The sequence below is a fragment of the Streptomyces himalayensis subsp. himalayensis genome, from assembly GCF_013778455.1.
GTDB lineage: Bacteria > Actinomycetota > Actinomycetes > Streptomycetales > Streptomycetaceae > Streptomyces > Streptomyces himalayensis.
In genome coordinates this window covers 18920-40074 of record NZ_JACEHE010000042.1, presented here as the reverse complement: position 1 = coordinate 40074, position 21155 = coordinate 18920, and the positions used below count along the sequence as shown (strand labels likewise).

The following is a 21155-nucleotide window of genomic DNA, read 5'->3' as shown; positions in this document are numbered from 1 at the left end:
CGGCGCGTACGCGTCTGCGGCCGGACATGTGCGCCCTGCGCTTCCTGGACCGCTCCCCCGCCCACAACCGCCGCTGGTGCTCCATGTCCCGCTGCGGCAACCGCACCAAGGTCCGCCTCCACCAGGCCCGAGCCAGACGGAGTGAGCACACCCGGGCAGACTGAGCCCACCACGAACTCCGGGCGCAAGAGCCTCAGCTCACTCGGCGGGCCTCATACGAAATGCAGGGCCAGGAACGCTCTCGATGTCTTCCGCCTGCACGACGTGGCCCCGTTCGCAGCGGATCTGGGCATCGACGTGCGCGCCGCATCCGCGGTGTCGCGCCAGTACGGCCGGGCCCTCCGGGTCGGCGCGGTAACGGTCACCCCACTGCAGGAGCCCCATCACGGCCGGGACCAGATCCATGCCCTTGGGCGTGATCACGTACTTCGGCCGGCTCCGCGAGCCAGGCTCTTTATAGGTCTCAGTGGCCAGGATCCCTTCCTCCACGAGCATCCGGAGCCGCGCCGCGAGGAGGTTGCGAGGACAGCCGAGGACGCGCTCGAAGTCGCTGAAGCGGGACGAGCCGTACCAGACCTCGCGCAGGATCAGGATCGTCCACTTCTCACCCACGACCTCAAGGGTCCGGGCAATCGAACAGTTCGACATGTCCCGGTCGAGACGGGGGTCCATGCCGGCATCCTGAAGAGCTTCGATCCTCGCATCCATGCGGTGATTCTAACCTCATCTGAGTTTACTTTTCTATACTCAGCACGTAGCGTCGTTACCAGCACATCGACAACCGAGAAGATCACGCAGAAAGGGAGGCCGGCATGAAGGCATTCGTAGTCGAGAAGTACGGCAAGGACGGCGCACGCGCAGCACAGGTACCTGAGCCCACCGTCGGGGACCGCGACGTCCTGGTCAGAGTGAGCGCCACCAGCATCAACCCGCTGGACAAAATGGTCCGCAACGGGGAGTTCAAGCAACTCCTGAAGTACAAGCTCCCGTTCCCGCTCGGCCACGACGTGGCCGGCGTCGTTACGCGGGTCGGCTCCGCCGTGCGCAGCTTCAAAGTGGGCGACGAGGTCTACGCTCGTCCGCGCGACCTGCGGATCGGAGGCTTCGCGGAGTTCATCGCGATCGACCAGGACGACGTCGCGCCCAAGCCGGCCTCGCTCACCCTCCAAGAGGCAGCCGCAGTGCCGCTGGTGGCCTTGGCCGCCTGGCAGATTCTCGTCGACCGTGCCCGCGTGAAGCCGGGGCAGAAGGTGCTCATCCACGCCGGTGCCGGTGGCCTCGGGTCGACGGTCATCCAGCTCGCCAAGCACCTCGGGGCCACGGTGGCGACGACCACGAACACCGACACCGAGAAGTTGGTCAGGAGCCTCGGCGCCGATGTCGTCGTCGACTACACCAAGGAAGACTTCTCGAAGGTGCTGTCCGGCTACGACCTGGTGCTGGACTCCCTGGGCGGGGCGAACCTCGAGAAGTCACTGACGGTACTGAAGCCCGGTGGCCTGGCCATCGGTGTCGCCGGCCCGCCGGACGCCGGGTTCGCCAAGCAACTCGGCGCCCCCTCGTTCATGGGTGTAGTCATGAACACGCTCAGCCGCAAGGTCCGCAAGCAGGCCAAGGCGCTGGGCGTCCGCTACCAGTTCTTCTTCATGCAGGCCAACGGCTCCCAGCTGCGCAAACTCAGCACCCTCTACGACAGCGGGAAGCTCCGCCCGGTCATCGACAGGACCTTCCCGTTCGACCAGACACTCGAGGCGATGGCGCACGTCGAGCAGGGCCGCACCAAGGCAGGCAAGGTCGTGATCTCGATGATGCCCGACAACAACTGAGATCAGGCCGGCCAAAAGCTTCCGCCCGGCACGGTCACAGGAGAGGGCGACACCGCCACCAAGGCGACGCATGGGCGACCACTTCGCGGACAGTCGCCGCTGTCGGTCGGCACCTCGGTTCCGTTCCGCAACGCCATACGCCCTACGTCGGGGACCCACGGTTCGCTCGACGGGGAGAGTTCACCGGGTGACGACCGGCCCGTCCTGCGGCTCGGCGGACTCGGCGCAGCACTCCAGCGGCCCGCGCTGGACGGGCCGCCCGCAGCCCCGCTGAGGCACAAGTGAACCCGCAGCACAGTCCCTTGGCGATCGAGCAGTTCGACGTCTCCCGGTCGAGACGGGGTCCATGCCGATGCCCTGAAGAGCCTCCTCGCATCCATGGGGGCAATCCTCTCACCTAAGTTTACTTTCCTATACTCAGTCAGTAGCGTCATGACCAGCACATCAACCCGGCTGCACGCGGGAAGTGGGCGTGGCAGCAACCTGTGAAGGAGCACCACTATGGGAGCAAGCCCAGAGGCACAGCAGTTCGCGCAGTTCCTCGAGAGCGTGAGCGCGAAGACCTCGACACCCGGCCTCGACCTGGCCGTGATCCGCGACATCGTCGACTCGAACCACAAGGCGTCGACCGAACCCGAAGGCGTCACCTACGCCGAGGTCGACGCAGGCGGCGTCCCCGCCCTGTGGGCCATCCCCGAGAACGCGGACCCCGACCGGGCGCTGCTCCACTTCCACTTCGGCGGATCGGTCACCGCCTCGATGCACTCGGACCGCAAGGCCGCCGGCCACATCGCGAAGGCGGCCGGAGCCCGCTCACTCGTCGTGGACTTCCGCTTGGCGCCTGAGCACCCCTACCCGGCGCAGCTCGACGACGCCGAGACGGCCTACCGGTGGCTGCTCTCGCAGGGCTACGAGCCGAGGAACATCGGCAGCACGGGCCACTCGATCGGCGGCACCCTCGCGGTGATGCTGCCGCTGCGTCTGCTCGCGAAGGGCGAGGCGACCCCGGGCGCGATCGTCAGCGTCTCGCCGTGGACCGACCTCACCATCCAAAACCCTTCGGTCGACGAGAACGAAGACAACGACAAGATGCTCAGCAGGGCCACGCTCGAGCTCTTCCGAGCAGCCTGGTTGCAAGACCCCGCCGTGGACTTCGCCGACCCGCAGATCAGCCTCGTGCACGCCGATCTGACCGGCCTGCCGCCCACGGTCGTCCACTACGGCGAGTACGAGACCCTCGCCGACGACGGCGCCGAGCTCGGCCGCCGCCTCGCGGACTTCAAGGTCACCTCCGAGGTCCATCCGATGCCCGAGGGGCAGCACTCCTTCATCCTGGGCGCGGGGCGCGTACCCGAGGTGGACCAGGCGATCCAGCAGATGGGGCAGTGGCTCCGCAAGCACCTCGGCACCTGAGCAAACCTGACGGCGGAGTCTGCTGGGCGGGTCCGCCCCACCACCGCGATGCCGGTGACCGGACCGCCGGTCTCCGGCATCCTCGACCATGTCGGCCGGCATGCGGTACTTGTGTCCGACACCGTTCTGTACACCGCCACACCACCGGTCCCTCGATGCCACGAAGGAGTGCGCGATGGGAATGTACGAGGATGTCTTCCGCTTCAGCACCGAAGACCCGGAAGGTTTCTGGCTGAAGGCGGCAGAGGGCATCGACTGGGATGTCGCTCCGCGACGCGCCCTGGACTCCTCGGGCGCGCCCTTCTACCGCTGGTTTCCCGATGGACGGCTCAACGTCTGCTTCAACGCGCTCGACCGGCACATCGAAGCCGGCCGCGGCGAACAGCCCGCGCTCGTCTACGACTCACCCGTGACCGACACCCGGCGCACCTACACATACGCGCAGCTGAGGAACGAGGTGGCGGCCTTCGCTGGAGCGCTCACGCAGCTCGGCGTGGGACACGGCGACCGCGTGGTGATCTACATGCCGATGGTTCCCGAGGCAGCCGTCGCGATGCTGGCCTGTGCGCGCATCGGCGCGGTCCACTCGGTCGTCTTCGGCGGATTCGCCCCGCACGAACTCGCCCTCCGCATCGACGACGCCGCCCCCAAGGTGGTCGTCTCCGCCTCCTGCGGCATCGAGGGCAAGCGCGTCATCGCGTACAAGCCGCTGCTCGACCGGGCGATCGAACTCGCCGTCCACAAGCCGGAGAAGAGCGTGATCCTGCAACGCCCGCAGGAGCCGGCCGCGCTGGGGCCGGACGATCTCGACTGGGCCGAGCTGGTCGCCGCCGCACCACCGGCGGACTGCGTTCCCGTCGCCGCCACCGATCCCCTGTACATCCTCTACACGTCCGGAACAACCGGAAAGCCCAAGGGAGTCGTGCGTGACTGCGGTGGCTACGCGGTCGCCCTGCACTGGTCGATGGGCGCCATCTACGACGTGGGGCCGGGCGAGACGATGTTCACCGGCTCCGACGTCGGCTGGGTCGTCGGGCACTCGTACATCGTCTACGCGCCTCTGCTGGTCGGCGCCACGACGGTCCTGTACGAGGGCAAGCCGGTCGGCACCCCGGACGCGGGGCAGTTCTGGCGTGTCGCCGCCGAGTACGGCGTCAAGACCATGTTCACCGCCCCTACCGCCTTCCGCGCCATCCGCAAGGAGGATCCGAAGGGGGCCCTCAGCGCCGACTACGATCTCTCCAGCCTGCGCTACCTCTTCCTCGCCGGCGAGCGCCTCGACCCCGAGACCTATCACTGGGCGAGCGCCCTCCTGGGCGTCCCGGTGATCGACCACTGGTGGCAGACCGAGACCGGCTGGCCCATCGTCGCCAACCCTGTGGGCATCGAAGCGGCTCCTCTCAAGCCCGGCTCCCCCACCCGCCCGCTGCCGGGCTGGGACGTCCGCTTCTTCGACCCCTCGGGCGAGCCGGTGCCTGCGGGCGTCGACGGCGCGATCGTCGTGAAGCTTCCCCTGCCGCCCGGCGCACTCCCCACCCTCTGGAACGACGACGACCGCTACGTCGCCTCCTACCTCTCCGCCTTCGACGGCTACTACCTCACCGGCGACAGCGGCCACATCGACGAGGACGGCTACGTCTTCGTCATGGGCCGCACCGACGACGTCATCAACGTCGCCGGCCACCGCCTGTCCACCGGCAGTATGGAAGAGGCCCTGGCCGCCCACCCCGACGTCGCCGAATGCGCCGTCATCGGCGTTGCCGACGCCCTGAAGGGACAGGTCCCGCGGGGCTTCGTCGTCCTCAAAGCTGGCAACAACCGCGAAGCGCGCGAGGTCGAGGCCGAACTCGTCCAGCTCGTACGCGAACGCATCGGCGCCGTCGCCTCCCTCAAGGACATCGCGGTCGTCGCCGCCCTGCCCAAGACCCGCTCGGGAAAGATCCTGCGCAAGACGATGCGCGGCATCGCCGACGGCCACGACGAACCCATGCCCTCCACCGTGGACGACCCCAGCGTCATCGAGGCCCTGCGCCCTGTTCTCCGTCGCGATGGTGACACGTCATGAATGCTGACCGACGGCCCGGCCGGCGCTGACGAAGCGGCGCGCGCCGCCGGACTCCGGGGCCCGACCCCTCGGCCTGGGTGAGGGCGTACGGCAGGTCGACGCCGGGTCGGCCGCTGCGACGACAATCGCCCTGCCGACGACGTCGGAGCGTCGCCGCCCTTGACTGCCGCCGCGAACGGCCGGTTGGTGGTCTCGCGTAGTTGCTCCGGGACGAAGCCGACCACGGAGGAGCTGTCGGCAATGCGTCCGCGGTGCCGCGTGTCGCACCCACGCTCCGTCACGCGCCGGAAGTCCGCCTGCCGTGCGCCGACTCGGCCGGCGGCCACACAGACCCGACCGCCATGACCCCTCTTGCGCCGCCCGGTCCTGGCGCATAACATTACGATCGTAATTCTATAAGGGGTGCTCATAACGGATGCGCCATCGGGTTTACCGGCAGGAAGGCTCGGCCTCCACCCGGCCGACCCCGCACGCCGACCACCACGCCCTCGTAGCCATCAACCACCCATCACCTGAGGAATCCCCCATGCTGAACGCCCTGTGGACCCCGACCGTCGCCGGGGAGATCCCCCTGCCCCACCGGCTGGCCATGGCCCCCCTGACCCGCAGCCGGGCCACCCTGGAAGGCGTGCCGACCGAACTGAACGCCGAGTACTACGCCCAACGCGCCTCGCACGCGCTCATCATCACCGAGGGCACCCAGCCCTCCGCCGACGGCCAGGGTTACCCCGTGACCCCGGGCATCTACACGGTGGAGCACATCGCCGGCTGGCGGAAGGTCACCGACGCCGTACACAAGGCCGACGGGCGCATCGTCATCCAGCTGATGCACGCCGGGCGAATCTCCCACCCCGACAACACCCCCCACCACCGGCAGCCGGTGGCTCCCTCCGCGATGAAGCCGACCGGCCTCATGTTCACCGCCTCCGGGCCCCAGGAGATGCCGGTGCCGCGCGAGTTGTCCACCGAGGAGGTCGCCGCGACGGTCGACGACTTCCGGCGCGCCGCCGCGGCCGCCATCTCGGCCGGCGCCGACGGCGTCGAGATCCACGGGGCCAACGGCTACCTGGTCAACCAGTTCCTCTTCCCCAGCGCCAACCAGCGCACCGACCAGTACGGCGGCTCTCTCGACAACCGCATCCGTTTCGCGGTGGAGGTCGCCACGGCCGTGGCCGACGAGATCGGCGCCGGCCGCACCGGCATCCGGATCTCTCCCGGCAACCCCTTCCAGCTCAACGACCTCACGGAGAACGACCCCCACGAGCTCTACCCGCACCTCCTGCGCGCCCTCGCCCCCCTCAACCTCGCCTACCTGCACATCGGCCACGGTGGCGACGACGAACTCCTGCACACCCTCCGCAAGCTGTGGCCGACCACGCTGCTCCTCAACCGCGCCGGCACGGACATAGCCACCCGCGCCAAGGACATCGAGAACGGCCTGGCCGACGTCATCACCGTTGGCTCGATGGCACTCGCCAACCCCGACCTGGTCGAGCGCGTACGGGCCGACGCCCCGCTGAACACCCCTGACCCCGCCACCTTCTACGGCGGTGGCGCGGCCGGCTACACCGACTACCCCACCTACGCCGCCTGACGAAAGGCCCGGCGTCCGAGGGATCACCGACCTCGGGCGCCTCAATACGGCTGCGGCGCACGGCGGTCGGCGACCCGAGGAGATACGGGCCGCCACCGCCGTGCGCCGCAGCCGTCCCACCTCGCACCCCGGCGTTCTGCGCCGAGGTCGAGGGAGTCCGGCATCACCGCACACACATCACCCTCCGCAGGTCAACAGCGAGGCGGGATGAGACGGGGAGGAATGAGGCGTCGGTGCGCAGGGGGAAAGGTCCGATGCACCGGTCGCCGTTGAGACTCACCCTTGAGAGGGAGGCACCGGGAAGAGCATGCAGCTACTGGTGGCGTGGGCGAGCAGACGGTCTTTCGCGTCGACCAACTGCGCCTGGGCGAGGGCCGTTTGACGACCCTTGCTGACAACCGTGCCGATGGCGCGCACCGTGCCCGTGTCCACGGTGATCCGCCGCAGGAACTTCACTGTCAGGTCGAGCGAGGTGTACGCCATGCCTTGCGGGAGGGTGGACTGGACGGCGCAACCCGCCGCCGAGTCGAGCAGGGTGGCGAAGATGCCGCCGTGCACGCTGCCGATCGGGTTGTAGTGCTCCTCACCCGGCGTCAGCGAGAAGACCGCCCTGCCGGGCTCCACCTCGTCCAGGGTGAAGTCGATGGCGTAGTTGATGGGCGGCCTCGGCAGTTGCCCCGCCTGCAGCTCGCGCAGGAAGTCGATACCGGCCATGCGTCCGGCGGCTTCCGCCAGAATCGCGGGATCTTCCCATTGATATGTACGTGTTCGTCCCACGACCGAGTGCCTTCCGTCTGACTTTTGCAAGTGAAGCTAGCTTCCGGCTCACCTGACTGTCAATGACGAAGTCAGGCCCTTACGATGGCGGGATGGAGTGGCTTGAGGCGAGCACGGAGAACTGCCCCGTCCAGCGCACGCTCGACGTGATCGGGGAGAAATGGACGCTGCTGATCCTGCGTGACGCCGTCAACGGAGTCCGCCGCTTCGACGACTTCCACCGCCACATCGGCCTGTCGGAAGCCGTCCTCAGCGACCGCCTCCGCAAGCTGACCTCGGCCGGAATCCTGAAGAGCGTCCCCTACCAGGAGCCGGGCAGCCGCTCCCGCAACGAGTACCGCCTGACCCGCAAGGGCTGGGACCTGTGGCCCGTTCTGATGGCGCTGAGCCAGTGGGGCGAGACGTACGCCCTCGGCCCGGAGGGTCCCGTGCTGGACGTTCGTCACACCGAGTGCGACGCCCCGGTCCGCGTCGTCGTCGAGTGCTCCGCGGAGCACTCCACCCTCACTCCCCGTGAGGTCACCGCCCGGCTGGGAACAGGCGCCCGCCTCCGATCGTGAGCCATCGGCCTCGCGGTCGCGGGCCAGACCGCGGTGGAACATCAGCTCTTCGGTCACCAGGAACGACAGGTGCTCGCCCCCGACGATGACGCGTCGCAATCGTCGGTCTGCACGAACCGCTCAAGCCCGATGTCCACCTCCGCCATCGCACCGATGAACGCACCGCCCAGCGCGGCCTCCGTTTCGGCGATCAGCCAATGCACTCCATGGTGGGGCGCCGCACTCGTCCAGGAGTTCACGGCGCGGCAACTCACACGTGCCGATGGCCGGTTCGGGACATGAACCGATCACACGCAATGACTATACATTTCATATAGTCCTTGCTAGCGTCCGCTTCATTACGAAGGCGTCGCTGGGCGGTCAACGTGTGCTCACAACGGGAGCGGCGCGCCGACGATGATCGCGAAGTCTCGCCCCTCGGCCCTGAATTCGGACTCGCCGCACTGAACGTGGACGCGGACAAACCCCATGACTGAAGACGAGGCATCCGCATGACTGCATACGAACTCGCCGACAAGGTCGTACTCATCACCGGAGGCACCGGGGGGCTCGGCAGCGCGACGGCTCGGGCTCTCCTCGCCCGCGGCGCACGGGTCGGCATCGTGGATCTGCATCCGGACACGCCGGAACTCGCAGTACGTGTCTCGCCGTCCGGCGTCGCCGGCTTCACTGCGGACGTCTGCGACCGCGACGCGCTCGACGATGCCGTAGCCCAGATATGTGAGCGGTTCGGGCGGGTCGACGTCGTGATTGCGAACGCCGGCATCATGGGGCATGGCTGCACACTTCACACCATGCCCGCACCCGCGATCGACAAAGTGCTGGCCGTGAACGTCAACGGCGCCCTCAACACTGTGAACGCGGCGATGAAGCAGATCGTCGCCAACCAGGGTCAGATCGTACTCATCAGTTCGGTATTCGCCTTCCTCAATGGCATGGGGGCAATTCCCTACGCCATGAGCAAGGCCGCGGTTGAGCAGCTCGGACGCGGACTCCGAGTGGAACTTGCCCAGCACGGCGCCTCTGCCACCACCGCCTACTTCTCGCTGATCCAGACGGACATGATCAGAAACGGCGTCGACCAGGACCCGACGATCGGCAAGCTCCTGACCAGGACAACGCCGCGACCGCTGCGCAAGCGCCTTGAACCGGACCAGGCTGCCCATGCCATCGCGCATGCCATCGAGCACCGTTCACCCCGCGTGATCCGGCCGGCTCGCTGGACACCGCTGTCCGTCTTGCGAGGGGTGATCAACCCGGCAATCGACGCGCGTCTGGCACGTGACCTCAAAGTACGCGCGCTGCTCGGCAAGCTCGAAGGACGTTGAGTCCGATAGCAGCTGTCGTACGAGGGCCAGGTCGAATGGAACGCCCTGGCCCTCGCGTTGCCCGGTCAGAACCGTCAGTAGAGTGGAACACATGGGAGCGGTACGCAGATACGGGCAGGCCTGCCCAATTGCCACAGCGATGGATGTGCTTGGCGAGCGGTGGACCGTACTCATCCTCCGCGAGCTGTTGCTGGGCCCGAAGCGGTTCACCGAGATCCTCGGTCGCATGCCGTCGATCGGACCGAATCGCCTCACCGACCGGCTTCGCACTCTGCACGCGATCGGCGTCGTCTCCAAGGCCGAGCCGACGCCGGAGTACACCCTGACCGAGTTCGGCGAAGGGCTGAGAATCCCGATCATCGGCCTCGGCCTGTGGGGCCTGGGCCTGATGAGCAACGGCGTCGACCCCTCAACCGCCCGTCCGGATATGGTGGCGCTGTGCATGACGGCAGCGGCGGATCCCGGTCGGCTGGCCGACCTCGCTCTTGAGTGCGACGTCGATGCCGGCGGAAGGTTCTCCATGACCGTCAGCGACGGAGTCCTCCAGGTCCGGTCCGGACCGTCACCCGCATCGTCCCCCTCTACGATCGCCTGCGACGCGGGAACATTCATCGCGCTGTCCCTCGGAAGCGAGACGCCGTCCGCCGCCGTCAGCTCCGGCCGCCTCACGATGGGCGGCGATATCGCGGCGGTCAGTCGTCTCTTCGAGACCTTCGCCGAGGCGGCTCGACGGCATACCGCTGGTCAGCCGGCCCCATTGACGACCTGATCTCTCACTCTGCCTCGCTGGGAGGGCCGGGTGGGGCCTCAGGCCCCGCGCTTGCGACGGAAGGACGCCCTGCCGTTTCGCCGCACCATCGAGACAGTGGTGGCCAGACGCCCGCGGCGCAGGTCGGGATCAAGGCCGGCGCCCAGTCGGTGCAGCTGGTCGGCATGCCAGCTGAGGTCGAGCACGCCGTCGAGTGCCTTGAGGTCGGCGACCTTGCCGAGCACGCGGCGCATCCCGTAGCGCATCTGGTGTGCGACGACTGCCTCGGCGCGCCCCGTGAGGATCACATCGGCGGCATCGGGCGTCGTGGCGGTGGGCCGCCCGATGCCGACGACGTCGCACACTCCGGCGGCGACGGCGTCCGCCATTCCGTCGCGGGAGCGGAAGCCACCCGTGACCGCGATCGGGATGTCGCCCACCAGGCCGCGCACCGTGCGGGCGTACTCCAGGAAGTAGGCCTCGCGGGCGCGCGTCGACGCCGCTGCGGCACCCGTCATCGCCGGCGACTCGTAGTTGCCGCCGCTGACCTCGATCAGGTCGAGTCCTTCCCGCGCCAAGGCCGCGACGACTGAGCGGGACTCCTCCTCGGTGAAGCCACCGCGCTGGAAGTCGGCCGAGTTGAGCTTGACGGCGACGGCGAAGCCCGGGGACACCCGTGACCGTATGCGGCGCACGACCTCGAGGACGAAGCGCATCCGCCGCTCGGGGTCGCCGCCCCATTCGTCGTCGCGCTGGTTCGACAGTGGGGAGAGGAACTGGTTGACCAGGTATCCGTGAGCTCCGTGTACCTGCACCCCGGCGAAGCCGGCCGTCTCGCACACCGCGGCGGCGGTCGCGAACCGCTCGATGATGTCCTCGATCTGCGCGGACGTCAGCTCGCGGGGCTTGGCGGCGCCGGGCAGGTTGAGCGGGATCGGGCTGGGCGCGACCGGCGTGTGCCCGAGTGCGAGCACGTTGGACTGGCGGCCCGGATGGTTGAGCTGCACCCAGGTCGGGATGCCGGCGTCCTTGGTCGTCGCGGCCCATCGCGTGAGCGCGGCGAGGTCGCGGTCGTCCTCGATGACGACGTTGCCCGGCTCGCCGAGTTGGGTGCGGTCGACCATGACGTTGCCGGTGATGATCAGTCCGTACCCGCCCCTGCTCCAGGTCCGGTAGAGCTGTTCGAGGCGGTGGTCCGGGGCGTTGCGCTTGTCGGCGAGTGCCTCGCTCAACGCGGACTTCATGATCCGGTTCGGCAGCACTTGACCGTTGGGCAGGGTCAGGTGGTCGTGAAGGGACGTCATGGGCGGGTTTCCTTCGGTCGGGGGGAGTGCGTGGGCAGGGGTGTGCAGGTGCCCTTGAGCAGACGGCCGCCGGCCGGCTCGATCCGCGGCCTCGGCCGAGTCGCCCGACCGCCGATGAGCGCCGACGTTGTTCGGCCGGGCCGGTCAGGCGAGTTGGCGCTTGAGGATCTTGCCGGTGGAGGTCAGGGGCAGTTCGTCGACGAACTGGACGATGCGCGGGTACTTGTACGCGGCGAGCCGCTCCTTCGCCCAGGCGGCGAGCTCCTCCTCGGTCGTACCGCTCCCGGCCTTCTTCACCACGACGGCCTTGATCTCCTCGCCGTGGGATTCGTGCGGTACGCCGATGACAGCGACCAGCGAGACGGCGGGGTGCTCCATGAGCACCTCCTCGACCTCGCGCGGGTAGACGTTGAAGCCGCCGCGGATGATCATGTCCTTGGACCGGTCGACGATGTAGTAGAAGCCGTCCTCGTCCTTGCGGGCGAGGTCGCCGGAGCGGAACCAGCCCTCCCTGATCGCCTCAACCGTCGCCTCGGGCCGTTTGTAGTAGCCCTTCATGACGTTGTGTCCCTTGATCGCGATCTCCCCGATCTCGTCGGGGCCGCCCTCGACCTCGAACCAGTCGTCGCGGATGAGCTTCATCTCCACGCCCGGGATGGGCACCCCGATCGACCCGACGCGGGGTTTTTCGCCGAACCGGGAGAAGGACGCGATCGGGGAGGTCTCGGACAGTCCGTATCCCTCGAGGATCGTGACTCCGAAGCGTTCCTCGAACTGCTTGTGGATCTCGGCGGGCAGGGCTGAGCCACCGGCCACTGCCACGCGAAGGTTCGCGGCCAGGCGGGCGACGTCGACCGTATCGTCGAGTGCCGCGAGAAGACCCCAGTACATCGTCGGAACCCCGGCGAAGAACGTCACGTCGTGGGTGAGCATGAGACGCAGGGCAGCATGCGCCTCGAACCTCGGCTGCATCACGATCGTGCCGCCGAAGGCGAAGGCGCCGTTCTGGATGACGGTCTGGCCGAAGGCATGGAACAGCGGCAGCACACACAGGTAGTTGTCGGGGCGCTCTGGATCGGCCGCGAACAGATCGATGCCGATGAGCGCGTTCTCGCACACGTTGCGGTGCCGCAGCTCCGCGCCCTTGGGATTGCCGGTCGTGCCGGAGGTGTAGAGGACCACCGCGGTGTCGTCGTCGTCGCGTTCGACCGTCCGGAACGTCACGGGCTGCTCAGCTACGACCGAGGCGTACGACTCCGGCGTCTCGCCCCCGGACCATGGCGCGCCGCCGCCCTCGATCAGGAAGAACTCGGTGCATCCCGCGCTCGCCTGGAACCCCTCCCACGCGGCCTCCCCGATCGGCAACTCCGGCGTGCCCTCGAAGGCGAAGTACGCCTTCGCGTCGGAGTCGGCGAGGTGGTAGGCGACCTCGCGAGCCTTCAACAGCACGTTCAGCGGCACGACCGCGGCACCCGCCTTGAGGATGCCGAAGTAGATGCTGGAGAAGTGGGGCAGGTTGGGGCAGGACAGTGCGACCTTGTCCCCCGGCTGTATCCCGCGCGAGACGAGCAGGTTCGCGACACGGTTGGCAGCGGAGTCGAGGGCGTCGTACGTGATCCGGTCGTCCCCGAAGATGATCGCGGTGCGCTCCGGGTAGAGGGACGCGGAATCCGTCAGCAGTCGTGACACGTTGCGGCTCGGGCTGAGCATCATTGCTCTCCTGGTTCTCGGGGTGTGTGCGGTCGGTCTAGGCGAACGCCGGAGGCGGCACGAAGCCCTCCACTTCGCGACCCAGCAGAGCGGCGAACTCGATGGTGGTGAGATCGCCTCCGCTCGGCCCCATGGCCTGCAACCCGATGGGCAGTCCGCTCCTGCCCTTGCGCACCGGGATGGTCGTCGCCGGACCGCCGGAGACGTTGGCAACGGCGTTCCACTTGATCTGGTCCCAGTAAGGACGTCGCACACCGTCGACTTCGTAGGGCCGCCCGAACCGGTCGATCAGCTTGTTGTGGTGGGCGGGGGCGGCCGTCGGGGTGACCGGCATGAGCACGATGTCGAAGTCCTTGAAGAACTCGAACCATCGCTGCCGGATCTCGTTGCGCACCGTGTGGGCCTTCAGCCAGTGGTAGTGGGACTGGAAGGTTCCGAGCAGGGCGGGACCGGCGTCGCCGCGCGGGTGCTGGACGAGCCGGGCCAGCAGCGCGGCGTTGGTGGCAGGTGTGAGGCCTGTGCGGTCGTAGGACAGCGCGCCGAAGAGCAGGGGCAGGAAGGCTTTCCGGTGATTCGTCGCAATGTCGACGGGGAGGCTCGCGGGCCGGATCGTGACTTTCGCGCCGGCCGCCCGCAGCGCAGTGACCGCGTCGTCCACGGCTGCGGCGACGTCGCTGTCGACCGGGCACGAGGGATCCTCGCCCCAGACGGCGATCCGGAAGTCCGACAGCTTGGTCGCACGCGGCGGTGCGAGCGTGTAGCTGAAGCCGGCGTCGTGGTCGGCCGTCCCAGCCGTTGCCCGCAGGATCGGAACGAGGTCACGTGCGTCGCGGACCTGCGCGCCGCCGCAGGCCATGTCGGCGTCCGTCCACCATCCCACACCCGGGCCGTAGGGGACGTGCCCGCTGAGGGGGATCGACCGCCAGGTCGACTTGTGCCCGTACAGGCCGTTGAAGTGGGCGGGGATCCTGGTCGACCCGCCGATCTCCGAGCCGAAGTCGAACGCCGCTAGGCCCGCGGCGGTCGCGACGGCGCCGCCTCCGGCGGAACCGCCGGAGGTGCGGGTCGTGTCCCACGGATTCGATGAGGGACCGAACACCGCGTTGTCGGCCTGAACGTCCTGGTTGCCCGGCGGCATGTTGCTCTTCCCCATGATCACGGCACCGGCCGAACGCAATCGCCTGACCGCCTCGGCGTCCTGGTCGGGCACGTGGTCTTTCAGGTCCACGCGCCCGCCGACGGTGCGCATCCCGGCTGTCTCGAAGCTGTCCTTGACCGTGATCGGCACACCGTGCAGCGGACCGAGGTCCTGCCCCGCCGCCCGCGCGGCATCCGCATCCGCGGCCTCGCGACGGGCACGCTCGCGATCGAGGGTCACCACCGCGTTCAGCACGGGGTTGTGGGTGGCGATCCGCTCGAGATAGAGCTCGACGAGCTCCCGGCTCGAGACCTCACCCGCGGCCAGCGCGCGTGACTGCTGCACGGCGGACTGGAAGGGAACGTCGCTCACGGCACGCCTCATCTCTGACGGGCAGACGGAATTGTCTGTCGACCATAATATTACGAACGTCAGACCATAGATTAGGATGGGGTGCGAGGCAACGGCCCCGCGGAGTGAAGGGAGGAACCCTGTGGCGCGCTACGCCAAGGAGCACAAGCAGGTGACGCGGCAACGGATCATCGAGAAGGCCGGCCAGCGGTTCAAGCAGGACGGCATCGACGGCTCGGGCATCTCCACGCTGATGTCGGATGCCGGGCTCACCAACGGCGCCTTCTACGCCCACTTCGCGTCCAAGGACGACCTCGTCGCCCATGTGGTGGCCGACGAACTGCGCACACAAGTCGCGAGGTACGGCACTGCGCGTCCCGGCCGCCCGGGACTCGAGGACCTCGTTCGCGACTACCTGTCACCTGAGCACCGGGACCACCCCGGCGTCGGATGCCCCTCCGCCGCCCTGCTCGACGAGATCGGCCGCTGCGAGGACGGGACCAAGCAGGCCTACACCGACGGCGCGAGGGCCATCGTGGAAGAGATCGCCGCGCGCCTGGCGCCTGAGGATCCGCGGTCCGCTCGCGGAAAGGCCATCGGGCTCTTCACCATGATGGTGGGGACGCTGCAACTGTCCCGCGCCCTCTCCGACCGGAAGTTCGCCGATGAGGTCCTTGAGGAGGGAGTTGAGAACGCCCTCGCGTTCATGCGCTGAGCGGGCGGTCAATCCGCGGCCGGGCGGTTGGCCGGCTCCGCCGTACCATGCGTGAGGACATCGAGCCCGGAGGCGCGCGGCGACGGCCCTGCGCGCCCCGAGTGTGACGGCTCACGGCCGCCCACGGAGTCGCTGGGAGGGCTTCTCCGCCCTGGCCTCGAACCCTCGCGCTCGTTCAGCCGCCGCCCGAGCCCGAGCCATAGAGGGCCGCGATGTCTTTGGATGTCGCCCACCGGCTGTAGGTGGGCGACTGAGGCCAGCCCTCGGGCGAGTCCTGCCACTCCTCCTGTCGTCCGTACGGCAGGACGTCGATCAGCGCGAAGGTGTGACTGAGCTGCTCAGTACCCCGACCGTTGGTGTGCCAGGTGCGATAGACGGTGTCGCCGTCACGCAGGAACACGTTGACCGCGAATCCTCCGCCGGGCGGTGCGCCGACGTCGGCCCCGAATGAGCTGTTGGCAGTCGAGTACCACGTCATCTGGTTGCCGACCCGCTGCTTGTAGGCGAGTGCCTCTTTGATCGGGCCCTGGGTGACGATGACGAATCGCGCATCGTAGTTGTCCAGGAACTCCAGGCGGGTGTACTGCGAGGTGAACCCCGTGCAGCCCGGGCACTGCCATTCCTTGCCCGCGAACCACATGTGGTTGTAGACGATCAGTTGCCTCTTGCCTTCGAAGACGTCCGCCAGCCGAACGGGGCCGTCCTCGCCCTCGAGGGTGTAGTCGGGCATCTCGACCATCGGCAGGCGACGACGCTCGGCGGCGATGGCGTCAAGCTCCCGCGTCGCGGCCTTCTCCCGGGCTCGCAGCGCCTGGAGTCGGCGCTCCCACGTTGCGGCGTCGACGACGGGTGGTAGTGCGCGTGTGGTCATGGTCCCCTCACAGAACTCGTGCGCAGCTTGCGCTTGTGCAGAGGCAGACCCCACCGGGCGCCGGAACTCATCGGTCGCCACAGGGAGATGCGACTGACGCGGTAGACCCGCCGACGCACTCTCGCCGAGATCACCACTGGGGTTGTAGCGTCAGCCAGCCGGCACCGCCTGCAAGCCACGCAGCCTCGCCGTACCAGTGGCGCCTCAGCCGCACCACGCCCACCCGGCGCACACTGCGCAGCTCGGCCTCCGCGCGCCGCATCGGATGGCGGCGGCGCTCCCGGGCAACTTCAGCGCGGGCTGAGCCTTCCGTCTCTCTCCTCCGGGGCGCCTACGGAGGCGGACCCGTGCTTCGATGCGGGTGAGGCTTTGGCGGCGGATGCCGCCGGTTATCGAAGGACGAAGTTGAGAAGAGCCTCGGCACGCTTACCGAAGGGGGCATACAGGAGGCGGGCGGCGTTCCAGCGGCCTTGTACGAAGATGCCCTTGGGGTGGCTGAGCGTCCGGAAGCCCTCGATCCCGTGGTATTGGCCCATTCCGCTCGCGCCGACGCCGCCGAAGGGAAGGTCGTCCTGCCCGACGTGCATGATGGTGCCGCTGATGGTGACGTTGCCGGAGGTCGTGCGGTCGAGGACCTTGCGCCGGTCCGTGTCGTTCTTGCCGAAGTAGTAGAGCGCGAGCGGTCGTGGCCGTGCGTTGACGTAGTCGATGGCATCGTCGATGTCGCGGTACGGGAAGATCGGGAGGATGGGGCCGAAAATCTCCTCGTGGGCGATCCGCATCTCGTCGGTGACGCCGAGCACGACGGTCGGTGCGAGGGTGTGCGGGCGGTGGGCGGCCTCGCCCGGCCGGTGACCGACCTCGATGATCCGTGCCCCGCGGTTACGGGCGTCTTCGATCAGGTCGGTGAGGATCGCGTACTGCTTGTCGTTGATGATCGAGGTGTAGTCCTTGCTGGTCGGACCGTCGGGGTAGGCGGCCTTCACGAGTCTGTCGTAGCTGTCGATGAAGGTGTCGATCTCGGCTTCGTGCACCAGGGCGTAGTCGGGGGCTATGCAGGTCTGCCCGCCGCTGAGGAGTTTTCCGAAGACGATGTCGGACACGGTCCGGTCCGTTACGTGTCCCTTGGCGACGATGGTCGGGGACTTGCCGCCCAGTTCCAGCGTGACGGGGACGAGGTTCTCGCTCGCCGCCTTCATCACGGCTCGTCCGACTTCGGTGCTTCCGGTGAAGACGAGATGATCGAAGGGCAGGGAGGCGAACGCGGAACCGTCGCCGCTGACGATCGTGACCTGCTCTTGTGGGAAGACCTCGCTCAGCATCGACGCGAGCACAGTGTTCGTCGCCGGGGTGAACTTCGACGGTTTGAGCATGACGCGGTTACCGGCGGCGATCGCGGTGACGACCGGCATCAGCGACAGGTTGACGGGATAGTTCCACGGTGAGATGACCCCGACCACTCCGAGCGGCTGGTATTCGATGCGGCTGGTGCCGAAACGCATGTGCCAGGCGGTGTGGCGGCCGGTCGGGCGCATGAACCGGCGGAGATTGCGCTGCAGGTAGTCGATGCCCTGGACGACGCCCCCGAGCTCCATCATCGCGGTCTCGTGGCGCGAGCGATTTCCGAAGTCGGTGTTGATCGCCTCCTCGATGGCGCTCCGCCGGGCGATCAGTGCCGCCTTGAGCCTGCTCAGATCGCTGCGCCGCGCCGCCAGTGAGGGCGCTCTGTCGCGGAGGTAGGCAGCGCGCTGAACAGCGAGGATGCGACCGAAGCGCTCCGCGTCCGTGGGCTGCGAGGTGGCTTCTGTGATGGTCATGAATCTTCTTCCTTTGCTGCTGCTGGTGGGGGGTGGCGGTGGAGCAGTGCCGGTTAACGGCGGGCCTTTGCTGCTGGTGAAGGCGACGGTGGGGCAGGTGCCGGTTAGCGGCGGGCCATCCGGCCCATGAACCGGACGGTCAGGCGGCGCGGCAGGATCTTGCTGAGGAGGGCGAGCCGGCGGCCGTTGGTGATCACCGACGGGGGCGCGGAGCGGCGGTCGAGGGTGTCGAGGGCCATCTTGACGACGTCGGCGGGGGTGGCTCGCTTCGTGCCGTAGTCGGCCGACTGGCTGCCGGCGACGTCGTAGAACTCGGTCTTCGTGGCGCCGGGGCACACGGCGAGGACGCGTAGGCCGGTGTCGTGGGTCTCCTCCCACAGCGATTCGGTGAAGCTGAGGACGAAGGCCTTGGTGGCGCCGTAGACGCTCAGGTACGGGGTCGGCTGGAAGCCCAGCAGGCTCGCGACGTTGATCAGGACGCCGGTGTCGGCGGAGGTCAGCGGGTCGATGTAGGCGCGGCTGAGGTCGACGAGCGCGCTGACGTTCAGCGCGATCATGCTCTGCAGGCGGTCAGGGTCCTCGTCGGTGAGGGCGTTGTGGGTGGCGAAGCCGGCGTTGTTGACGAGTCCGGTGGCGTAGATGCCGCGGGATTCGAGTTCGGCGCGCAGCGTGCGGCCGGCGTCGGGCAGGCCGAGGTCGCGGGCGACGACGGTCACCGTGACGCCGTGGGCGCGGGTGAGTTCGTCGGCCAGGTTCTTGAGCCGGTCCGCTCGGCGGGCGACGAGTACGAGATCCGCGCCGCGACGGGCCAACTGGCGCGCGAATTCCGCGCCGAGCCCGGAGCTCGCTCCGGTGACGATGACGGTCTGGCGGCGATAGTCAATTTTGCTCATGACGTGCACTCTACGCACCTGCTTGCACTCAGTGCAAGATATTGCATCTGGCGAAGGGATGTACCATAAGTGCATGACTCAGAAACCGGCACCTCTTCGGGAGCAGACCCGCTCGGTGGTTCGCGCGCTACTCGCCCGGACGGCCCTCGAACTGTTCGCCGCCAAGGGGTACGACGACACGACACTCGAGGAGATCGCCGCCGCAGCGGGGGTCTCCAAACGGACCCTGTTCAACTACTTCCGCAACAAGGAAGACCTCGCGCTCAACGGCCTGTCCGAGCAGGGGGAATTGATCGCCGCGCGGCTCGCCGAGCGCCCGGCCGACGAGGACCCGTGGACGTCGCTGCGTGCGGCGTTCCAGGTGCTCGAGGAGATTGACCTCACGGCCGAGCGCCGGCTCGAGATGATCACGCTGCTGTTCGGCAATGAATCCCTGCGCGCCGGCCACGCCGAGAAGCAGGCTCGCTGGCAAGACCTGTTCGCACCGCTGATCGAGCCGCGACTGCCCGACTCCGACCGCCGCGCCCTGCAGGCGCGCGCGATCGCAGCCGCGGCGATCACCTGTCTTCAGGCAGCAACAGAAGAGTGGATGCGCCTGGGCGGACAGGTCGACCAGTTCGACCTGTACGACGCTGCCGTCCAGGCGATCCGCCGTCCCGCCTCATACCCAGAGAAGAAGATGACATGACCAATCGCCTGCCCACGGCGGACCTGCCGAACATGGCCGCCGCCCTCCGCGCCGAACGCGCCGAGATGCTGAACTTCACCAGCAGCCTCACCGACGACGAATGGACCGCACCCAGCGCCGCAGCTGGATGGCGTATCGCCGACGTCGTCGCCCACATCGGTGCGACGGCGCGGAGCTTCTACACACCCGCCGGGCTGCGCACGATCTTCGCCGCCAGCCTCGAGCAGGTGAACGAAGACCCCGTCGACCGGCGGCGGGACTGGAGCCGTGCCAAGGTGATGGCCGAGTACCAGCGCACCGGCCGGCGAGCCACCACACTCCTCGACGTCGTCAGACGCACGCCCGCCGCCCGAGTGCGGGTACCGCTGGCCGAACTCGGTCGCCACACCATGGGTCTGATGATCGGCGGCGCACTCGTCTTCGACCATCACACGCACCTGCGCCACGACATGGCCCCAGCGCTCGGCCGGCCCGTGCCGCCCACCGATGCAGACAGGATGCGCGCGGTCCTGACGTGGATGATCGCCGTACTGAGCAATCAGGTCGCGCAGACGCCAGTCGCCGGGCTCGACGCCCGCGTCGCACTCACTCTCACCGGCCCCGGCGGCGGGACCTGGTGGATCGACGAGGCAGGCGGCCTGGCTCCATCCAACGGCGCGGTCGCCGCGCACGTCACCGCCCCCGCGCTGACCTTCCCCGACTGGGGCACGCAGCGGTCGTCCTGGCGCGACAGCGACGTGACGGTCACCGGCGACACCGAGCTCGCCTCCCGCTTCCTCGACGCCGTCAACGTCATCTGATCGGGGCACGGGAAGCCCGCCTCCCTACTCGCCCGAACCGCCCTCGATCTGTTCGCCGCCAAGGGGTATGACGACACGACACTCGCGGAGGTCGCCGCCGCAGCGGGGGTCTCCAAACGGACCCTGTTCAACTACTTCCGCAACAAGGAAGACCTCGCGCTCAACGGCCTGTCCGAGCAGGGGAATCGATCGCCGCGCGGCTCGCCGAGCGCCTGGCCGACGAGGACCCGTGGATGTCGCTGCGTAGCTGGCCGCCCGCGACCGTAGCCTGATCACCGTCGCAGTCATCGTCGCCGGTGGTGACGCGGACCAGCTCCGCCTCCACCTCGGACGAGCGAAGGAGAACGGCATCACCGAGACCGAACTCATCGAGGCGATCACCCACCTCGCCTTCTACGCCGGGTGGCCCAAGGCCATGACGGCGATCACGACCGCGAAGCAGGTCATCTCAGCCTGAACGCTGGGAAGGAGCCACCAGGCTCGTTCCCAGCGGCGAGCCCGTACAGCGGCTTGGAACGGAAGGAGGCGCTCCCATGCGAGGAGCAGGCATGCACGTT

21 protein-coding genes and 1 pseudogene are annotated in these 21155 nt (G+C 68.2%); 13 read left to right on the top strand and 9 right to left on the bottom strand.

Annotation, left to right across the window (positions count from 1 at the left end):
- Positions 1–26: 26 nt before the first annotated feature.
- Complete coding sequence (locus tag H1D24_RS43195) at positions 27–164, top strand: CGNR zinc finger domain-containing protein (protein ID WP_258564638.1); 138 nt, start codon at positions 27–29, stop codon at positions 162–164.
- A 34-nt stretch (positions 165–198) separates the two neighbouring features.
- On the opposite strand, the gene H1D24_RS37415 is transcribed toward H1D24_RS43195, so the two are convergent.
- Positions 199–672, bottom strand: a complete 474-nt coding sequence (locus H1D24_RS37415) for a winged helix-turn-helix transcriptional regulator (protein WP_181662212.1) — start codon at positions 670–672, stop codon at positions 199–201.
- A 140-nt stretch (positions 673–812) separates the two neighbouring features.
- Here H1D24_RS37415 and H1D24_RS37410 point away from each other — a divergent pair, with 140 nt between their 5' ends.
- The 4 genes from H1D24_RS37410 to H1D24_RS37395 all read left to right on the top strand — a co-directional run bounded on the left by H1D24_RS37410 (position 813) and on the right by H1D24_RS37395 (position 6898).
- Entirely contained in the window at positions 813–1826 is a 1014-nt protein-coding gene (locus H1D24_RS37410) for an NADP-dependent oxidoreductase (RefSeq protein ID WP_181662198.1), read from the top strand.
- Between the two features lie 501 nt (positions 1827–2327).
- On the top strand, positions 2328–3239 hold the full coding sequence (locus H1D24_RS37405; RefSeq protein ID WP_181662197.1) for an alpha/beta hydrolase: 912 nt from the start codon (positions 2328–2330) through the stop codon (positions 3237–3239).
- Between the two features lie 175 nt (positions 3240–3414).
- A complete protein-coding gene (locus H1D24_RS37400) occupies positions 3415–5304 on the top strand; it encodes a propionyl-CoA synthetase (RefSeq protein WP_181662196.1) in 1890 nt (629 codons plus the stop codon).
- A gap of 526 nt (positions 5305–5830) precedes the next feature.
- Complete coding sequence (locus H1D24_RS37395) at positions 5831–6898, top strand: alkene reductase (protein WP_181662195.1); 1068 nt, start codon at positions 5831–5833, stop codon at positions 6896–6898.
- A gap of 276 nt (positions 6899–7174) precedes the next feature.
- Here H1D24_RS37395 and H1D24_RS37390 read toward each other — a convergent pair whose 3' ends face one another.
- Positions 7175–7675: a PaaI family thioesterase gene (locus H1D24_RS37390; RefSeq protein WP_181662194.1), complete on the bottom strand. Its 501-nt coding sequence runs from the start codon at positions 7673–7675 to the stop codon at positions 7175–7177.
- Positions 7676–7767: 92 nt separating this feature from the next.
- Between H1D24_RS37390 and H1D24_RS37385 the strand changes: the two genes are divergently transcribed.
- Positions 7768–8235, top strand: coding sequence for a winged helix-turn-helix transcriptional regulator (locus tag H1D24_RS37385; RefSeq protein WP_181662193.1), 468 nt, complete (start codon positions 7768–7770; stop codon positions 8233–8235).
- Between the two features lie 53 nt (positions 8236–8288).
- On the opposite strand, the gene H1D24_RS37380 is transcribed toward H1D24_RS37385, so the two are convergent.
- On the bottom strand, positions 8289–8438 hold the full coding sequence (locus H1D24_RS37380) for a hypothetical protein (protein ID WP_181662192.1): 150 nt from the start codon (positions 8436–8438) through the stop codon (positions 8289–8291).
- Positions 8439–8726: 288 nt separating this feature from the next.
- Here H1D24_RS37380 and H1D24_RS37375 point away from each other — a divergent pair, with 288 nt between their 5' ends.
- Both H1D24_RS37375 and H1D24_RS37370 read left to right on the top strand, forming a co-directional pair.
- Positions 8727–9563 carry an SDR family NAD(P)-dependent oxidoreductase gene (locus tag H1D24_RS37375; RefSeq protein WP_181662191.1) on the top strand — a complete coding sequence of 279 codons (837 nt, stop codon included), beginning with the start codon at positions 8727–8729 and terminating at the stop codon, positions 9561–9563.
- Between the two features lie 139 nt (positions 9564–9702).
- A complete protein-coding gene (locus H1D24_RS37370; protein WP_181662190.1) occupies positions 9703–10332 on the top strand; it encodes a winged helix-turn-helix transcriptional regulator in 630 nt (209 codons plus the stop codon).
- Positions 10333–10370: 38 nt separating this feature from the next.
- Here the strand turns inward: H1D24_RS37370 and H1D24_RS37365 are convergent, their stop codons facing one another.
- The 3 genes from H1D24_RS37365 to H1D24_RS37355 form a co-directional block, all read right to left on the bottom strand.
- Complete coding sequence (locus H1D24_RS37365) at positions 10371–11615, bottom strand: NADH:flavin oxidoreductase/NADH oxidase family protein (protein ID WP_181662189.1); 1245 nt, start codon at positions 11613–11615, stop codon at positions 10371–10373.
- 144 nt (positions 11616–11759) lie between these two features.
- Positions 11760–13328 (bottom strand): long-chain-fatty-acid--CoA ligase, encoded by a 1569-nt coding sequence (locus H1D24_RS37360; protein ID WP_258564635.1) that lies wholly within the window; start codon positions 13326–13328, stop codon positions 11760–11762.
- Positions 13329–13362: 34 nt separating this feature from the next.
- Entirely contained in the window at positions 13363–14835 is a 1473-nt protein-coding gene (locus H1D24_RS37355) for an amidase (RefSeq protein ID WP_220137676.1), read from the bottom strand.
- Positions 14836–14956: 121 nt separating this feature from the next.
- Here H1D24_RS37355 and H1D24_RS37350 point away from each other — a divergent pair, with 121 nt between their 5' ends.
- Complete coding sequence (locus tag H1D24_RS37350; protein WP_181662186.1) at positions 14957–15529, top strand: TetR/AcrR family transcriptional regulator; 573 nt, start codon at positions 14957–14959, stop codon at positions 15527–15529.
- A gap of 175 nt (positions 15530–15704) precedes the next feature.
- Here the strand turns inward: H1D24_RS37350 and H1D24_RS37345 are convergent, their stop codons facing one another.
- The 3 genes from H1D24_RS37345 to H1D24_RS37335 form a co-directional block, all read right to left on the bottom strand.
- The gene (locus H1D24_RS37345) at positions 15705–16400 is read right to left on the bottom strand and encodes a DUF899 domain-containing protein (RefSeq protein WP_181662185.1); all 696 of its coding nucleotides are present in this window, start codon (positions 16398–16400) and stop codon (positions 15705–15707) included.
- A 389-nt stretch (positions 16401–16789) separates the two neighbouring features.
- Positions 16790–18217, bottom strand: coding sequence for a coniferyl aldehyde dehydrogenase (locus H1D24_RS37340; protein ID WP_181662184.1), 1428 nt, complete (start codon positions 18215–18217; stop codon positions 16790–16792).
- Between the two features lie 104 nt (positions 18218–18321).
- Complete coding sequence (locus H1D24_RS37335) at positions 18322–19110, bottom strand: SDR family NAD(P)-dependent oxidoreductase (RefSeq protein ID WP_181662183.1); 789 nt, start codon at positions 19108–19110, stop codon at positions 18322–18324.
- A gap of 73 nt (positions 19111–19183) precedes the next feature.
- On the opposite strand from H1D24_RS37335, the gene H1D24_RS37330 reads away from it, so the two are divergent.
- The 4 genes and pseudogenes from H1D24_RS37330 to H1D24_RS37315 all read left to right on the top strand — a co-directional run.
- Entirely contained in the window at positions 19184–19798 is a 615-nt protein-coding gene (locus H1D24_RS37330; protein ID WP_181662182.1) for a TetR/AcrR family transcriptional regulator, read from the top strand.
- Positions 19795–20598 (top strand): maleylpyruvate isomerase family mycothiol-dependent enzyme, encoded by an 804-nt coding sequence (locus H1D24_RS37325; RefSeq protein ID WP_181662181.1) that lies wholly within the window; start codon positions 19795–19797, stop codon positions 20596–20598. The genes H1D24_RS37330 and H1D24_RS37325 overlap by 4 nt, the downstream gene beginning before the upstream one ends.
- Positions 20599–20646: 48 nt before the next feature.
- On the top strand, positions 20647–20865 hold the full coding sequence (locus H1D24_RS37320) for a helix-turn-helix domain-containing protein (RefSeq protein WP_181662211.1): 219 nt from the start codon (positions 20647–20649) through the stop codon (positions 20863–20865).
- Positions 20846–21055 (top strand): annotated as a pseudogene (locus tag H1D24_RS37315) (carboxymuconolactone decarboxylase family protein); the annotation flags it as partial. The gene H1D24_RS37320 and the pseudogene H1D24_RS37315, both read left to right, overlap by 20 nt.
- Positions 21056–21155 lie beyond the last annotated feature (100 nt).

Coding starts and splice junctions, on each gene's coding strand:
- H1D24_RS43195 (WP_258564638.1), top strand. CDS start 27: ATGTGCGCCCTGCGCTTCCTGGACCGCTCCCCCGCCCACAACCGCCGC.
- H1D24_RS37415 (WP_181662212.1), bottom strand. CDS start 672: ATGGACCCCCGTCTCGACCGGGACATGTCGAACTGTTCGATTGCCCGG.
- H1D24_RS37410 (WP_181662198.1), top strand. CDS start 813: ATGAAGGCATTCGTAGTCGAGAAGTACGGCAAGGACGGCGCACGCGCA.
- H1D24_RS37405 (WP_181662197.1), top strand. CDS start 2,328: ATGGGAGCAAGCCCAGAGGCACAGCAGTTCGCGCAGTTCCTCGAGAGC.
- H1D24_RS37400 (WP_181662196.1), top strand. CDS start 3,415: ATGGGAATGTACGAGGATGTCTTCCGCTTCAGCACCGAAGACCCGGAA.
- H1D24_RS37395 (WP_181662195.1), top strand. CDS start 5,831: ATGCTGAACGCCCTGTGGACCCCGACCGTCGCCGGGGAGATCCCCCTG.
- H1D24_RS37385 (WP_181662193.1), top strand. CDS start 7,768: ATGGAGTGGCTTGAGGCGAGCACGGAGAACTGCCCCGTCCAGCGCACG.
- H1D24_RS37375 (WP_181662191.1), top strand. CDS start 8,727: ATGACTGCATACGAACTCGCCGACAAGGTCGTACTCATCACCGGAGGC.
- H1D24_RS37370 (WP_181662190.1), top strand. CDS start 9,703: ATGGATGTGCTTGGCGAGCGGTGGACCGTACTCATCCTCCGCGAGCTG.
- H1D24_RS37365 (WP_181662189.1), bottom strand. CDS start 11,615: ATGACGTCCCTTCACGACCACCTGACCCTGCCCAACGGTCAAGTGCTG.
- H1D24_RS37360 (WP_258564635.1), bottom strand. CDS start 13,328: ATGATGCTCAGCCCGAGCCGCAACGTGTCACGACTGCTGACGGATTCC.
- H1D24_RS37345 (WP_181662185.1), bottom strand. CDS start 16,400: ATGACCACACGCGCACTACCACCCGTCGTCGACGCCGCAACGTGGGAG.
- H1D24_RS37340 (WP_181662184.1), bottom strand. CDS start 18,217: ATGACCATCACAGAAGCCACCTCGCAGCCCACGGACGCGGAGCGCTTC.
- H1D24_RS37335 (WP_181662183.1), bottom strand. CDS start 19,110: ATGAGCAAAATTGACTATCGCCGCCAGACCGTCATCGTCACCGGAGCG.
- H1D24_RS37330 (WP_181662182.1), top strand. CDS start 19,184: ATGACTCAGAAACCGGCACCTCTTCGGGAGCAGACCCGCTCGGTGGTT.
- H1D24_RS37325 (WP_181662181.1), top strand. CDS start 19,795: ATGACCAATCGCCTGCCCACGGCGGACCTGCCGAACATGGCCGCCGCC.